The sequence below is a fragment of the Haladaptatus cibarius D43 genome, assembly GCF_000710615.1.
GTDB classification, from domain to species: Archaea; Halobacteriota; Halobacteria; order Halobacteriales; family Haladaptataceae; genus Haladaptatus; species Haladaptatus cibarius.
Genome location: NZ_JDTH01000002.1, coordinates 1 through 15,205 on the forward strand (window position 1 = coordinate 1; position 15,205 = coordinate 15,205).

General features: G+C 59.6%; 15 protein-coding genes. 4 read left to right on the forward strand and 11 right to left on the reverse strand.

Annotation, left to right across the window (positions count from 1 at the left end; genetic code table 11):
• Positions 1 to 145: 145 nt before the first annotated feature.
• Entirely contained in the window at positions 146 to 511 is a 366-nt protein-coding gene (locus HL45_RS05190; protein WP_049970094.1) for a HesB/IscA family protein, read from the forward strand.
• A gap of 49 nt (positions 512 to 560) precedes the next feature.
• On the opposite strand, the gene HL45_RS05195 is transcribed toward HL45_RS05190, so the two are convergent.
• The 5 genes from HL45_RS05195 to HL45_RS21550 all read right to left on the reverse strand — a co-directional run bounded on the left by HL45_RS05195 (position 561) and on the right by HL45_RS21550 (position 4,106).
• The gene (locus HL45_RS05195; protein WP_049970095.1) at positions 561 to 761 is read right to left on the reverse strand and encodes a dodecin; all 201 of its coding nucleotides are present in this window, start codon (positions 759 to 761) and stop codon (positions 561 to 563) included.
• A gap of 148 nt (positions 762 to 909) precedes the next feature.
• On the reverse strand, positions 910 to 1,575 hold the full coding sequence (locus tag HL45_RS05200) for a hypothetical protein (protein ID WP_049970096.1): 666 nt from the start codon (positions 1,573 to 1,575) through the stop codon (positions 910 to 912).
• Positions 1,572 to 2,183, reverse strand: coding sequence for a hypothetical protein (locus HL45_RS05205; RefSeq protein ID WP_049970097.1), 612 nt, complete (start codon positions 2,181 to 2,183; stop codon positions 1,572 to 1,574). The genes HL45_RS05200 and HL45_RS05205 overlap by 4 nt, the downstream gene beginning before the upstream one ends.
• A gap of 33 nt (positions 2,184 to 2,216) precedes the next feature.
• Positions 2,217 to 3,170 (reverse strand): metal-dependent hydrolase, encoded by a 954-nt coding sequence (locus tag HL45_RS05210; RefSeq protein WP_211250836.1) that lies wholly within the window; start codon positions 3,168 to 3,170, stop codon positions 2,217 to 2,219.
• A gap of 204 nt (positions 3,171 to 3,374) precedes the next feature.
• On the reverse strand, positions 3,375 to 4,106 hold the full coding sequence (locus tag HL45_RS21550; protein ID WP_233274694.1) for a four-helix bundle copper-binding protein: 732 nt from the start codon (positions 4,104 to 4,106) through the stop codon (positions 3,375 to 3,377).
• A 192-nt stretch (positions 4,107 to 4,298) separates the two neighbouring features.
• Between HL45_RS21550 and HL45_RS05225 the strand changes: the two genes are divergently transcribed.
• The gene (locus HL45_RS05225; protein WP_049970100.1) at positions 4,299 to 5,483 is read left to right on the forward strand and encodes a pyridoxal-phosphate-dependent aminotransferase family protein; all 1,185 of its coding nucleotides are present in this window, start codon (positions 4,299 to 4,301) and stop codon (positions 5,481 to 5,483) included.
• A 4-nt stretch (positions 5,484 to 5,487) separates the two neighbouring features.
• Here HL45_RS05225 and HL45_RS05230 read toward each other — a convergent pair whose 3' ends face one another.
• The 5 genes from HL45_RS05230 to HL45_RS05250 form a co-directional block, all read right to left on the reverse strand.
• A complete protein-coding gene (locus HL45_RS05230) occupies positions 5,488 to 5,823 on the reverse strand; it encodes a HalOD1 output domain-containing protein (protein WP_049970101.1) in 336 nt (111 codons plus the stop codon).
• A gap of 61 nt (positions 5,824 to 5,884) precedes the next feature.
• The gene (locus tag HL45_RS05235) at positions 5,885 to 6,538 is read right to left on the reverse strand and encodes a helix-turn-helix domain-containing protein (protein WP_049970102.1); all 654 of its coding nucleotides are present in this window, start codon (positions 6,536 to 6,538) and stop codon (positions 5,885 to 5,887) included.
• Between the two features lie 72 nt (positions 6,539 to 6,610).
• Entirely contained in the window at positions 6,611 to 7,879 is a 1,269-nt protein-coding gene (gene hisD, locus HL45_RS05240) for a histidinol dehydrogenase (protein ID WP_049970103.1), read from the reverse strand.
• A gap of 578 nt (positions 7,880 to 8,457) precedes the next feature.
• Positions 8,458 to 9,942: an extracellular catalytic domain type 1 short-chain-length polyhydroxyalkanoate depolymerase gene (locus HL45_RS05245; RefSeq protein ID WP_233274695.1), complete on the reverse strand. Its 1,485-nt coding sequence runs from the start codon at positions 9,940 to 9,942 to the stop codon at positions 8,458 to 8,460.
• Positions 9,939 to 10,931, reverse strand: coding sequence for an extracellular catalytic domain type 1 short-chain-length polyhydroxyalkanoate depolymerase (locus tag HL45_RS05250; protein WP_049970104.1), 993 nt, complete (start codon positions 10,929 to 10,931; stop codon positions 9,939 to 9,941). Before HL45_RS05250 ends, HL45_RS05245 begins: the two co-directional genes overlap by 4 nt.
• A gap of 439 nt (positions 10,932 to 11,370) precedes the next feature.
• Between HL45_RS05250 and HL45_RS05255 the strand changes: the two genes are divergently transcribed.
• Positions 11,371 to 11,763: a cupin domain-containing protein gene (locus HL45_RS05255; RefSeq protein WP_049970105.1), complete on the forward strand. Its 393-nt coding sequence runs from the start codon at positions 11,371 to 11,373 to the stop codon at positions 11,761 to 11,763.
• Between the two features lie 266 nt (positions 11,764 to 12,029).
• The gene (locus HL45_RS05260; RefSeq protein ID WP_049970106.1) at positions 12,030 to 12,875 is read left to right on the forward strand and encodes a transcriptional regulator FilR1 domain-containing protein; all 846 of its coding nucleotides are present in this window, start codon (positions 12,030 to 12,032) and stop codon (positions 12,873 to 12,875) included.
• An 869-nt stretch (positions 12,876 to 13,744) separates the two neighbouring features.
• On the opposite strand, the gene HL45_RS05265 is transcribed toward HL45_RS05260, so the two are convergent.
• Positions 13,745 to 15,115 (reverse strand): NAD(P)/FAD-dependent oxidoreductase, encoded by a 1,371-nt coding sequence (locus tag HL45_RS05265; protein ID WP_049970107.1) that lies wholly within the window; start codon positions 15,113 to 15,115, stop codon positions 13,745 to 13,747.
• Positions 15,116 to 15,205: the final 90 nt, after the last annotated feature.

Consider the following 15,205-nt stretch of genomic DNA (forward strand, 5'->3'; position numbering starts at 1 on the left):
CACTGACTAGCACGAATCTCGAAAAATAACCTGCTAACGACATTTTCACAGAAGTACCACTCTCCGCCCAAACTTCTTCACACCAGTTCCCTCAAAACTCCTTGCTAGGCGAACGTTAATGAGGCCGGGACGACAAACACCATCCATGAGCACTGACGCTGCGCAAAGTGGGGAGACGCCGCAAATCGAGGTGACCGAAACTGCCGCCGAACAGGCTCTTGACTTGCTGGATAGCGAGGGCTTAGACCCTGGAGTCGCCGGACTGCGTCTGTTCGTCCAACAGGGTGGCTGTGCCGGACTCTCCTACGGCATGCGATTCGACGACGAACCGGAATCGGACGACACGGTCTTTACGCACCACGACCTGCGCGTGTTCGTTGACCCCGCGAGCATGAACTACATCGAGGGAAGCGTCGTGGACTACGAAACCGGTTTGCAGGGCGCTGGCTTCCACGTCGATAATCCGAACGTCGTCTCCGAATGCGGCTGTGGCGAAAGCTTCCGGACGTAAGCAACGCTGGACGATTTACGGAAAATAACTCGCTTCTCGCGGCGTCCGATTACTCCTCCAGTTCGAAGGCAACCGTCACTTCGGCCTGATACTGCCGCCCGTCTGCCGAGGCGATTTCGACGCCGAGGTGGTCTACTTCGACCCATTTCACGTTGTCGAGCGTCGCTTCGGCTCGGTCGATGGCGTCGTCGGCGGCGGCGTCGAAACTCTCGTCGCTGGTTCCGATGAGGGTGATTTTCTTGAACACCATAGCGTCCTTCCATTTCCCGCCGCAGGTAAAAGTCGCATTGGCCGTTTGTCGGCATCTCCGATTATTTGGTCATTCGGTGATATATCCGATTGTTTCACGGTTGTTCCGTAGTCGCTTCGCGGGTGTTCCATAGTCGTTCTCCGGTTGTTCAATCGTCCCGCCGTCCGTACTCCGTGCCGCGCATTCGACCGTCGAGTCGTTCCGTCAGCGCGCCGACCACGTCGGACAGGTACGCGATGCCCCAAATCGCGGTGATGAGGCCGCCGACCGTATCGAACATGAGGTCGAGCATCGTATCTTCCAGTCCGTACTGGGTCAACACCGCCCTCCCGCCAAAGACGACCGCCAGTCCGCTGACGCCGAACTCGATGACTTCCCAGATGACGCCGAAGGCGACCACGAACATGAGGATGAACACGAACATGAATCGCGGCGGGAGATACACGTCGTCGTAGTGGGCGTCCAACGCCCGAACTGTCGCGTAGCCGACTGCCGCGACGATGGAAGCGGAGAGGAGGTGTGTAAGGTGATCCCACCACCAGACGTTCTGGTACGGGCCGAGGGTGCCGACGGCGTGGAGGAAAACGGCGGTCGTAATCCACAGCGTCAGTCCGGCGTCCATCGGAATCTGATAGTCGCGTTCGAGGATTGCCGGAACGAGCGTGATGGCGAACGCCATTCCGGCGTTGACCATGATTCCGAGGTTGCCCCTGTCCAGTCCGACGAAGAAGATGCCGACGAGGCTCAACTCCATTGCGCGAGTTAACTGTCGCTGTCGTCGGGGCGAAATCCCGATCTGTTCACGAAGTTTCATCGGATTCGCTCCTGAACGTCGTTCGGCAGTCGCGTCCGGGGCGGTGCAACCCGCCGGAAGTACAGTTCGAAGACGATGCCCGCCACGATACCGATAGCCGTCGCGTAGACGAAGTCCCACATCAGCAGGTGTTCGCTCTCGATGAATGCGGTGCCGAGGTAGATGTCGGAGAGCCATTCGATGACCGCCCAGACGCCCGCCGTCGCAATTGTGGCGATGACAACGAAGAGAACGGCGAACCAGTGTGTCATCCGAACCGGCGTGAAAACGTGCAGTTCGACGGCGACGATGAGCGCGAGCGCGGCCACCGAGAGGTACGTCGCCACCCGTGTCGTGAGCGCGAGCGTTGCGAGCGCGCGCCCGAGGACGGGAAGCGCGGCGAGAAGCAACACTTCCCACGGCAGCATCGCCTCGGCGTTTCGGTAGGAAAGCGGCGGAATTACCGCCACCGCGAAGACGAATCCGGCGAAGATAGCCCACAGGAAATCCGCCTGAAGCAGACTCGCCACGACGACGACGAGCAGAAATCCGACCAGAACCCACGCCAGTCCGGCGTTGATGCGCTCGTTTTCCACGAGTGCGCCCAACCGACCGATTCGCTGTGCCATATCGGCCGATAGGGCTGCCGTCGGTAAGAAATGTTAGGCCGTGAGGTAGGCACCTGCGTAGGCCAGTACCGCGACGGTAACCGCGGCCATGCCGGTACAGAGCCACGCCCGTGGGTCTCGCTCGACGCGGAACGAGCGCAGTGGATACAGCTTCGGGCCGACGCCGACGGCCCCGACGGCGAGCACCGAGAAGACGAAGTGGTACGAAACGTCGAGCGTCGGTGCCGGAAGGAACAGCGCAGTGAGCGCGTAGCCTGCGCCGAGCGTTGCTCGCCCGTGGACGTGACCCAGCAGGTGTTTTTCGTGGTCATGGGAACCGTCGCGCAAGCGGAAGTACGCGAAGACGGCGAGCCACGCGGCCGCCAGTTCCACGCCGAAGATTGCGAGCAGGTTCAGCGTCGCGTCGGGCGGATACAGGGCGACTCGGTTGTGAAGCAGGACGGTGTCGAAGGGGTAGAGAAACTGCGGCGGTTCGCCCGTGAACACGTCGCCGAAGGGATGGGACAGCAGGCCGAACGCCGCCGCGGCGAGTAGCTCTCGGGATTGGAGGTCGGTGCTCGCATTCGCGGCGAGTGCGACCGCCGCCCCCGCCAGTACGAAGACGAGCATGACGCCCGCACCGAGGACGCCGCTTTCCACGAAGCCAATCCAGACGAGCGCCGAGAGAACGACCGCGCCGACCGTTCTTTTGTCCCTTCGTCCGGTTAGCAGGACGAATCCGGGAGCCGCGACGAGCGCGACGACGAGGGAGTGCGTCACCGCTCTGTGGACGAGTTGTGAACTCCCCCAGAACGCGTTGGTCATCGACCAGACGCCGCCGAATCCGGCTTGCGCGAGTCCGACCAGCGCGTAGGCCATATCCACGTCGGGAACCGCGGCGAACGCGCCCGCGACTACGCCGAACGCGAACGCGCGCTCTGCGGGCCAGTATCGGTTGGCGACGAGCGCCGCCAACGCGAAGGCTAACAGAGCGTGGCCGACCATCATGGGAGTTCTTCTTCGTATTCGGTGACTATAAAGTTCTCTCCGAAAACGGATGGGCGCCTATCGGCGAACTCGCGTTCTCGCGGCGATACTGCGAGAACGCGAGTTCGGCGTGTTCGTGGCCACGAACGCGCTCCCCCCCCCTCGACCACCGAACCGAGTCTCGACTGTCGAGAGCGCGTCGTTACGCGAAAAAAGAGTGCGACCTTAGAACTGCGACTGCTGGACGGGCGACTGCTGCATCGGCGATTGCTGTTGGGTGGACGACTCCTGTCCGCTTTGGAGTCCGTCGAGCAGTCGGTAGGTCGAATCGACGGCTCGGGAAAGCACGGTTGCACACTCCTGACAGTGCGCGTGCGGGTGTTGTCTGCACTCGTCGGCGCATTCCTCGGCGGCACGCGCGAACACTTCCGCGACTTCCGGCCCGAAGACCGAATCGCGGGAGATGAGCTTCGCGTTCAGCGTTCCGAGGTCTGCAACGTCGCGGCAGAGTCGGATGCAGTTTGCCATCTGCGGCCCTTCGTCAATGCACTGGTCGGCACACCAGTCACACACCTTCGCGGCCTTCTCGAAGTCTTCGAGCGCGATTCGCATCTCGCCCGGCAGTTGGTCTTCGAACTGGCCAACCTGCTGTGTCGTTTGCTGGCCCTGCTGGGTCATCCCCTGTTGACCCATGCCTTGCTGGCCGATTCCCTGTTGAGTTTCCTGACCGATTCCTTGCTGGCCCTGCTGGCCACCGGGAATCTGGCTCTGTTGTTGCGGCTGGCCGTGCTGCTGTGTCTGTTGCCGCTGCTGTCCCTGTGTTGGGCCATACTGCTGTCCTTGCATCTGGCCCTGTTGTTGTGGTTGGCCGTGCTGCTGTGTCTGCGGTTGACCGTACTGCTGACTCTGACCGTGTTGCTGTCCGTGTGAACCCTGCATGTGTCTCTGTTGTGCCATTGTTTTCCTCCACCCAGCAACGTGCTGGGGTGTCCCGCGATACACCGATAGCCCGAATAAACGGCGGCGACTGTTTCCACCGTTTGGAAACCGTTCGACCGGAGAAACGCCGCGTTGCCCGATTCAACGAGTCGTTGGACGCGGGGTGCCGGGAAGGCGGGGTTTTTGGTACCTCGCGTGATACTGTGGCGCATGGAAAAGCCCACCGTAGGCGAGTTGACACCACCCGACAGGACGCTGATGGGACCCGGCCCGAGCGAAGTGCATCCCCGCGTACTCAGGGCGATGAGTACGCCGTTGGTCGGTCATTTAGACCCGTCGTTTATCGAGGTGATGAACGACGTGCAAGACCTGCTCCGGTACACCTTCCGAACCGACAATAAGTGGACGATTCCGGTATCCGGCACGGGGTCGGCGTCGATGGAGGCCGCGATAGGCAACGTGGTCGAACCCGGCGACACCATGCTCGTCCCGACGAACGGCTACTTCGGCGGGCGGATGGAGTCGATGGCGACTCGCGCAGGCGGCGAGGTCGTCCACGTGGACGCGCCGTGGGGCGAACCCCTTGACCCGGCAGATGTTCGCGTCGCGTTCGAAGAACACGACCCGGACGTGTTTGGATTCGTTCACGCCGAAACGAGTACCGGCGTGGTTCAACCCGACGTTTCTGCACTCACGGACATCGCACACGATCACGACGCACTGGTGATTGCCGACTGTGTCACCTCCCTCGGCGGCGTCGAACTCCGTGTTGACGAATGGGACATCGACGTGGCCTACTCCGGCCCGCAGAAATGCCTCTCCTGTCCACCCGGAGCCAGTCCGTTGACGCTCAACGACCGCGCGATGGACAAAGTGTTGTCGCGCGAGGAACCCGCTCGGTCGTGGTATCTCGACCTCAGCTTGCTCGAAGGCTACTGGGGCGACGAGCGCGCCTACCACCACACCGCCCCGATTACGAACGTCTACGCGCTCCGCGAAGCTCTCCGCCTCGTCGCCGAGGAAGGTATCGAAGCGCGATGGGAACGCCACCGAAAGATGGCTGGCGCGCTCAAGGCGGGCGTCGAGGCGATGGGAGTCGAGATGAACGCACCCGACGACTACTGGTTGCCGAGTCTGAACGCGGTTCGGGTGCCTGCGGGGGTCACGGATACGGACGTGACGGACTACCTGCTGGAACAGTACGATCTCGAAATTGCGACTGGACTCGGTGATTTGGACGGCGAAATCTTCCGTATCGGCTGTATGGGCTACTCCGCCCGGCCCGAGACGGTGTCCTATCTAGTCAGCGCGCTCGGCGATGCCTTGGAAAAACAGGGTGCAAACGTGAACGTGGAGGCCGGATTATCCGCGACGAGCACTGCACTCGGCAGATAGACTCTCAGTAGTTGCGAGACGAGGACGCACAGACCTGTATTTCGCCCGTACTTTTCACCGTCACCTCGTGGTCGCTGTAATCGAACGTCACACTTCCGTCACTGCCCGAACTATCCTCGATAGAGCCGATAAGCGCATCAAGTGCGTCCGGATCGATGGCCTCGTAGAGCGGTTCGAGGGCGCTGAGGTCGTCATCGCTTGCCGCACTCGGAATGATTTTTCGATTGGAAACCGCAGAAACGGCGGAGAGAACCGCCTCGGTCGGCGTTTCGTTCGGCTGTCGTTGGTACGAGAACTGTTCCGTTCCGCAGTCGTCCGATGTGGCTGTTTTCGGGGACATCTGATGCACCCGGGCCTAGCGGGTCTGTTGAGGTATTGCCTTTCGTTGGCTACTCAACGCTTTAAGTGTCGGAGGACGAGACGAGGGTGTGGCGGAGGAGGTTCGTCAGCCCTCGCCGCAAGAGCGTCGAAACGGCTTGGTCGGAAATGTCGAACTCCGCAGCGATTTCTCGAAGCGTGATTTTTCGCGGCACCTCGAAGAACCCTTTTTCCACGGCGTACAACAGTATTTCCCGCTGTCGTTCGGAGATGCCGTAGGACGCTTCGCCCGGGTCGTCCGCGCGATAGATTCGCTTGAGTTGAAGCGACACGTCGCGTTCTTCTAACAGACTTTGTAACGAGAACAGCACGTCCCGGTTGGGAATTCGGGCGCTGATATGCGTTCCGTCGTCCGTGGCCCGCACTTCGAGGAATGTGATGCCGTGTTCCACCGCGATTGGATAGACGAGCGAGGTTTCGCCTTCCTCTGACAGCGCCACGCGATACAGTCGCCGTCCGTTGCTTTCGGCAAGAATTTCGAACGCTTCGACGGTCGGGTCGTTCGGCAGTTCCCTGTCGATGGTGTCGAAGTCGTCACAGTCCACCCAGCAGACGAGGGCCGGTGCCTTCCCCGACCGGAGTTGCAAATCCTCTACATCGACGACCAACCCGGTGACGGCGTGTCGCGTTTCAGCCAAAATCGGCGTGGAGAGGTCGAACTCTGCTATGACGTTCATCGCTCGAACGTTTCCGAAAGACGGACTGAAACGGTAAAATACTACCCCGGAACTAGTGTCAAATATATCAACCTACTCGAACCGTTTTCGCACGCTTTCGGCGTGTGCCTCCAACCCTTCTGCCTCCGCGAGCGTCGTAATCGTCGCCGAGAGCGAATCGAGCGAATCTTCGTCCAGTCGCTGAACCGTGGTCGAGCGAAGGAACGTATCGACCGACAGCCCACCCGTGATTTTCGCCAATCCAGTCGTCGGCAGGACGTGGTTCGTCCCCGAGGCGTAATCGCCCGCCGCGACAGGGGTGTACGAACCCAAAAAGACACTTCCCGCGCTGTCGATGCGGTTCAGGAGTTCCTCGTCGTTTTCGGCCTGAATCGAGAGGTGTTCTGCGGCGTACTCCTCCGCGAACAGCAGCCCCTCGCTCATCGACCTGGCGACGAACACGCCGCTCGCGTCGTTTTCGAGTGCGGCCCAAATCACGTCCTCGCGCTCGCGTTCGCCCGCCTGCCGGTCGATTTCTTCGACGATTTCCTCGGCAAAGTCGGCATCGTCGGTCACCGTAACCGCCGACGCATTTTCGTCGTGTTCGGCCTGCGCGACCATGTCGCTGGCGACGTGTTTCGGATTCGCCGACGCGTCGGCGAGGACGAGCAGTTCGCTCGGCCCGGCGAGGAAGTCGATTGCCACATCGCCCTGTACCTCGGCTTTCGCCGCCGTCACCCAGCGATTGCCGGGGCCGACGATTTTCTGTACGCGGTCTACCTGCTCGGTTCCGTAGGCCATCGCGGCGATTGCCTGCGCTCCGCCGACGCGGTACACCCTGTCCGCGCCCGCGGCGTGAATCGCGGCCAGCGTGATGGAATTCTGTGGTTCCCCCGGCGGCGTGGCCACCGCGACCTGTTCTACTCCGGCGACTTTCGCGGGGATGACGCCCATCAACGCGCTGGAGGGGTACGCCGCGGTGCCCCCGGGAGCGTACACGCCAACGCGCTCGATGGGTCGGAATCGGCGTCCGAGTTCGCGCCCGTCGAAGTCTTCGTGCCAGTCTTCGGGCAACTGAGCTTCGTGGAACTCGCGGATGTTTTCCGCGGCGTCCTCGATTGCCTCGCGTATCTCCGCGTCGATTTCCTCGTAGGCGCGTTCGGCGTCGTCCGTGATGTCGATGTTGCCGACTTCCACGCCGTCGAAGTCGCGGCAGAACTCCCGGACTGCCACGTCGCCCTCGGTTCGTACTCGGTCGATAATGTCGCGCACGTCGCTTCGGACGCTCTCGATTCCGGCGTCTCGGTCGAACAGTGCGCGGCGCTCGTCCGGCCCGAGGTCTGCGATTTCCTTCGTGTTCATGCCGTGGTGTTGGTGGGGGTGTGAAAAACGAGTTGCGCTCTTGGATTCAAAATTGATTTTTCGTGTGAGTCCACCACTCGACATTCTGTCACTTCCAATGTCAGAAGCAGTCAACGTATTTGGAGCGGCGTTGTCATCTGGTGTCGACAACACACCCCTTAACCGCGTGATTGAGGATTCGTTTGGAGCGAAAAAGCAAATCACGACAACACATACCGCAACCGCTACCGCAGGCCACACTCTCCCCACCCGACTCTTTCGCACCTGTCGGTGCTCGGTCGTCCCTCGCGCGACTGCAACTCGCCGCCTCGGACGACCGTATCCGAGGCGACTCGACAGCGCGCGCCGGGAGGCAAATTCAGAAGTCCGGCATCTTCGAAAATCGGTTGGGGAGGTGTGTGGATTGTTGCGGAGGGGTTATTTGTTGTCGTGATTTAAAAATCGCCTCACGTCACAATTGTTTCTTCGTGCGATGGTGGTTTTGTCGTCGGCAATTGCAATCGCCTCGTTCGAGACAACCGCAAATCGAATACATCACGAAGCGTCATTTCGTCACGAAAAATCTGAAAACCGAATTGCTAGCACGAACTGACTGTTTCGAAGTATCCCGCAGAAGTCTCCTTCAGCGTACTCGTGTAGGCCGGGAATCCGAGGTAGTCGTCCGACCCCACGGCGTAGTAGGCTCCGGTCGAAGTGTCCTGATAAGCCCGGCCAGCAGTGCCGTGGTCGTAGTTGGTCGCAGAACCACAGTAGCCCGAAAATTCGTCCCCGACCGTCACGACCACAGAATCCGTGTCAGTTGCGCCAGCATCATCGCTGACGGTCAGCGTGGCGGTGTACTCGCCCGCGGAATCGTAACTGTGGCTTACCGCCGCGCCGGTTCCGGTCGCACCGTCGCCGAGCTCCCAGTCGTAACTCGCAATCGTGCCGTCGGAATCGACAGACCCGCTTCCGTCGAAACTGACCGATTCGCCGACTGCGGGGGAATTTGATGTCGCACTGGCGGATGCCGTCGGAGTGTTGTTGTCGCCATTTCCACCGTCGCCGCCGTCGTCCCCATTGCGGGGATGGGCCGCGAAAAAGTCCCACATTTGCTGGCTGGCGTCCGGGCCGCCGGGGGCGGTGTACGCGCCGCCTTGTGCGCCGCCCGACCACGCGTGGGCCATGCCGTCGATTATCCACTTTTCCACGACGGTTTCCCCGCCGCTGTCGTGGTACTCCGAGACGGTGTAGCTGAACGACTCGGATTGCCCGTTCGTCGTCTCGTCGGGGGTGTAATCCGTGCTGTCGTCGTCCGTCCCGTCCGCCGCGAGGTCGTTCGTCTGCGTGGCCTGTTCCGTAGCCTGATGGCCGTTTATCGGATAAACGGTATAATCTTCCGTTCCGTGGAAAACGATGGTCGGAACCGTGTCCGTGACGCCGTTCGACTGCATCGCTTGATAGGCTTCGGTACCCTGCTGTTGCGGGTCGGGGCCGCCCTGCGTCATCGCCGTCGTGGCTTGGGAGACGTTCTCGGCCACGTCGTACACCAGGCCGGAGTGAATCCCGCCCGCCGCGAACACGTCGGGGTAGGCGACCAGCAGGTTCGGCACCATCGCCGCGCCTGCCGACAGTCCGGCGACGAACACCCGATTGTCGTCTATCGAATGGCTCGCCATCACGTCCTGTGCCATGCCCGCGATGAGTTCGGCTTCGCCGCTTCCGCGCGTCGTGTGCTGGTCTTGAAACCAATTCCAACACTCCCGGATGTTCGCGCTGGTCGTCTGGTCGGGATAGATGACCGCGAAGGTTTCGCGCTCCGCAACCTCGTTCATTTGCGTCTCGTCTTTGAACTGGTCTGGGTTCTGGGTACAGCCGTGGAGCATCACGACGAGGGGAATCGCCGACCCATCCGCACCGGTCGGAATGTATTTCGTGTAGGTTCGCCCGTCGTAGGTTTCAGTGGTGTACGACCCCTTTGCCGCGCTCGTCGAACCGCTGAGAATCGCACTCGCTCCGACGCCAGCACCGACTGATTTGAGGAGGGTTCGTCGTTTCGTGTTGATTTTTTCTGCCACTTTCACTCACCCCTCGTGTGCTCGGCGAAGAAATCCCACATCCGCCGATTCGCGTCCGGGCCGCCCGGCGCGGTGTACTCCCCGCCTGCGGTTCCGCCCGACCACGCGTGGCCCATGGCGTCGATTTCCCAGTACTCCACCAGATTTGTGCCGGAGTCGTCGTGGTACTCCGAAACGGTGTAGCTGAACGACTCGGATTGCCCGTTCGTCACGGAGTCCGCCGTCGTATCGACGTTGTCGTCGTTCGCGTCGTCGGAGGCGAGGTCATTGGTCTGTATCGCCTGAATCGTCGCTTGGTCGCCGTTTACCGGCGCGACTGTGTCGTCCGCGGTGCCGTGGAAGACGATGGTTGGGCACAAACTCGTGATGCCGTAGTGCTCCATCGCGTCGTAGGCATCGATACCTTTCGCGTGGGGGTCTGGCCCGCCGTACTCCATCGCCGCCGTCGCCCCGGTTACGGTGTCCGCGGCGTCGTATTCGAGCGCCGAGTGGATACCGCCCGCCGCGTAGATGTCGGCGTACTCCGCGAGTAGATTCGGAACCATCGCGCCCCCTGCCGACAGTCCCGCAACGTAGACGCGCTCTGCATCGAGAGTGTGCACATCTATCGTTTCCTGTGTCATCCCGGCGATAACCGCGGCCTCGCCGTTTCCGCGGACGGTGTTCGCGTCGTAGAACCAGTTCCAGCACTGTTCTGCGTTGCGTGCGTTGTACTGGTCGGGGTAGATGACGACGAACCCCTCTTCGTCCGCGAGTTCGTTCATGCCCGTTTCGACGCGAAACTGGTCTGCGTCTTGGGTACAGCCGTGGAGCATCACGACGAGCGGCGACCCTGCGCCCGCCGAATCGGGCACGTACTTCCAGTAGTCGAATCCGCTGTAGTAGTGATTCGTGTACGAGCCTGCTGCAGTTGCAGTTCCCGCGCTTCCGAGGATGCTCGCCGTGGCAACCGTTTCGCCGACCGACCGCAGGAGTGTGCGCCTGTCGAGTTTCATGGTATGGCGTATCGTGCCAACGCCATCAAGCAAAATCTAACGATGGGTTAATATGTAAATATAGTTGGCTCGTACCGGGAAACGTTTCGCTATGGAATTGTGGGATGTCGCCTAAGACACTAATTGGCGAAAATTTATTAGTAGGCTCGGTAGCGCTGACCCCGAACGATTTGCTTTGCTCGAAACCGAGATGTCGAACGTAACTTCCCGAGTTTTCTATTCCCGATAACTCTTGAATTGGGGGAAAGTGGAATGCTATTCACCTAGTGAAAATATTCACTAGATAAGTACACTTTCTCCGGGAGAGATGGTTACAGTACTAAGAGGCGGCCCATGCGAACGACCACCGAGATATTAGCCGTGATGGCAACCAAGATCGAATATCGCACCGAGTTGATTCGTGATACTTCGGTTCGCCTCTTAGTAGCAGGTAAACAAGATGAAACAAGATAAACAAGACGTGCCAGTCAAAATCGATACGCCCGACGCCGTTGCCCGTCAGCAGATGAATTTCGGCGACACGAGCGGGTACGGAGAACTAAGTGGAGAGTACTTTACGTTCGCTTCCGGGACGGATATCACGCCGCTCTTGGAGGGACTGGAAAACGACTTCTGCCAGTGCCCCCATTGGGGGTACGTTCTGGAAGGCGTGCTCACGGCCAGTTATTCGGACGGACGCGAAGAGGTAACTCGAACCGGTGAGCTATTCTACTGGCCGCCCGGCCACACGATCCGAGCGAACGAGCACTCCGAGATCGTCATGTTCAGTCCACAGGAAGAACACGATAGAGTTATTGAACACATACTGGAAAAATTGAACGAGAGTGAATGACGAGAAAGGCCTCCGTAGCGTCACTAAACCCGAACTCAGTTACGGAGGTTCCGTCTCCCCGTGAGCAACCGATCGACGTTTCGGTGACGGATCGAAAAATCGAACTAACGGTAATCCTACACGTCGCCATGGTTGAAAACGACGGTACCGTCTATCAGACAGCGGGCACGGATCGGATAAATTATCGAGGAAATCAAACATCTCCGCTTCCGACGATACCTGTGGCTCGGACGAAAGAATTTATACAATGATTGCTATTATCTAGCATGGGCTCCGCGATTCAGGCCATCGAGTTTCTGGCGCGATCAGAGCACCGAGTCGCGGCACTGGAAGCGTTATCCGAAGCACGCAAAGATCGGCGTGATCTGCGTGCTATAACAGGAGCATCGGATCCAACCATCGGACGCGTCATTCGAGACTTCGAGAACCGTTCGTGGCTTGTGCGCGATGGATCGTACTACGAGCTTACACCACTGGGTGAGTACGTGACCGATCGGTTCTTCGAACTGCGGAAGGGGATGAGAACGGGTGAGACGCTCCGAGAGGTCTGGCAATGGCTCCCCCGGGAGATGGAGGGGTTCGCGGTGGAATATTTCGAAGACGTCACCGTCGCTTATCCCGGTTCGAACTATCCGTACACGCCCGTCGAACGAGTCACTCGCCTCCTCAAATCGACCGATTCCATTCGGGGGCTTGGAACGACTGTCTACAAGTCCGGGAACCTCGAAGTGTTTTGTCGACGTGTAATCGAAGGAATGGAGATGGAGTACATTTACTCGCTTCCGGTTCTCCAAGCAATCGTAGACTGGAACCCCGAGCTAGCAGCCCAAGCGTTCGAGTGTGACAATTGCACCGTCTATCTTCACGACGCCCTTCCAGACGATTCCCGGTGTGGACTCAATATAATGGACGACTGTATCGGCATCTGTGGCCACGATCCCGAAACTGCCCAGCTCGAAGCGGTAATCGACACAGCGTCCCCCGAGGCCCGAGAGTGGGCAGAAGCCGTTTACACGCAGTGTCGAAAGGAAGCACGTTCGTTCGAAATACAGGAGTTGTCTACCGCTGAATCACGTTCACGGGAGCATCGGCTCCGCGTCAAGCCGCAGTAGTCCCACCTGTGCACGGGAACTCCCAGTCGTAACGGCCACGTCTCGTTCAAACGTTATCTTAATATCATCGAAAATGTCGAACGGCATTACCGGGCGAGACTCTATTAGTAGCCCTCAACAGAAATAAATCATACATTGAACGATACTATCGCGCACACCGTTGTCGTCCCAACTGGTGCCAGCGGGTAAAATCGTCCCTACTTTCCGGAAAGTTCCGACGAATAAGTACAAACTCTGAATCAACGTACTGTATTCTATGCCTCATCAAGACATGGCCTCGGCGAAACGAAACGTCGGAACACCCACACGAAATCAACGGTGGCCACGACGATCAACGGAAAACTGACGGACTTCTTCATCCTTCGCATACTGGACGAACCTGTGACCCACGCCGAGCGAGAACGCTAGCGAGCGATCTATTGCGGTCGACCGGTTCGTCAATCTGTAAGCAATTTACCCCGAAAGCTTTCGCACACAATCATCTACTAGTAGAAATGTGCGCCCGGAACACTAACTTCCAGCCTCATCCCGAGGCGGCGTGCCGCGTCGGCTGGCAAACCCTCGTGCCGGGCGGGTGGATGAACCACCGAGCACCGAGATGCAGTTATCATCACGGCGGGCGATTTTGAGAACTGCCACGTTCGAGCCGATTCCACCGGCTCAAGGGGTGATTTCAGAGGTCACCACGCTCACTGAACTGTTGCGCACCCGGGTTCTCCGCTCGGTCATCGCTCCCGAAATGGGACTGCTCCGGCGGGGACTTGAGGTACGCAAAGAATAGGTAAGCGTCGAACCCGATAAGGGCTTTCGGGTTGTCTTCTACTAGACATTGTCACGAATCCGATAAAATCGTCGTTTTTCGTCCGAATTTAGATGGTGTATTCCGACTCCTTCAACTGCACGTAGCCACCGTTTCGATAGCCGTATTTGGTTTTTTTGTACTTGGCGGCGACTCTCGCGGCGCGAACGCCCGACCCGAACTTCGACCGGAGAAGTCCCTTTCCTTCGCTTTTGAGCAGACTGTCCGCCATCGAAAATGTGTCGTCCCAATCGTCCGGGCCGTAGTCGGCGACGATGTCCGCGAAGGAGACGTTCCGGAGGATTTCGTCGCCGATTGCGGCCTTCCACTCGTCGTTGTACGATTCGAGCGAATCGGTCGCAGCGAGTTCCCCGGCGATTTTTCCGGTTCGAACCGCGACGTGGTAGCCGCCTTCGTGGAACGCACTGGTCGTTCCCATCGCGCCGCCAGCGACGGCGACTCCGGCTTTGACGGGTGATTCTATTGGCTTGGTCGAGGAAATCGGATAGGTTTCGGTGCCGCCGGATTTCCCGCGGTCTTCGACCAGCGGGAAATCCGTCTCGATGTCGTACTCGTCGCCGTACTCGTGTTCGAGGAGTCTGCGGATGTACTCCCCGGCGCGGGGCAGGCTTTCGTCGTCTTCGTTCAGGAGGACGTAGGATTCCGGATTGTCGACATTTTCGATGCTCATCCCGATTGGCATCGTGAGGCCGACGCGGGCAACTGTGCCGTCGTTCGGGAAAACCCATGGATACGCCGTCTCGCCGGGGATGTAGCCCCACCAGAATTTCAGCGCCGAACGTTCGAACAGTTCTTCGGGAATCTCCCGATACTCCTGATAGGCGATGTGGTTCGCCGTCGGCGGGCTGAGGTGGTCGCTCACCGACCGGCCGTCGGGCATGAACTGGTCGAGCGCGGAGAGCGTGACGCGACGCTGTGGGCCGTCGGCGAGAATCAGATATTTTGCGGCAATGTCCTCGCCGTCCGCCAGTCGGAGGGTGTGGCGGTATTCTACATCGAGGTCGGTTTCCGTGCGCTTGACGCCGACGCCGACGCGATACTCCGCTCCGGCATCCTCCGCGCGCTCTCTCAGCCAGTCGTCCATCCACGTGCGGTTGAAGGTGAACCCCATCTTCGGGTACGACGCTTCGATTCCCGTGCGTCGGAGGACAGCATTCTCGTTCGGGCCGAGGAACTCCACCCTATCGAGTTCTTGCAGGATGATGTGGTCGGGAATCTCCCGATAGTCCTCGTCCATGATGTCCACCCAGTAGTCCAACATTCCGGCGGCGTCGGTGGAATCCGGGCCGAGAAACTCTCGGTCAGCGCGGGGGACGCCCTGTTCCAAGACGACGGCGTTCGCACCGTGTGCCGCGGCTTGCTCCCCTGCCGACATTCCGGCGGGACCGCCGCCCACGACAGCAACGTCAAATCGCTCCATACGGCTACCGTACTCAACATGGGGTACTAAATTCTTGACCTTTTGTTCGGCGAATGGAGTACGTTCGAGCGTGATAGGATTTCACAAGTT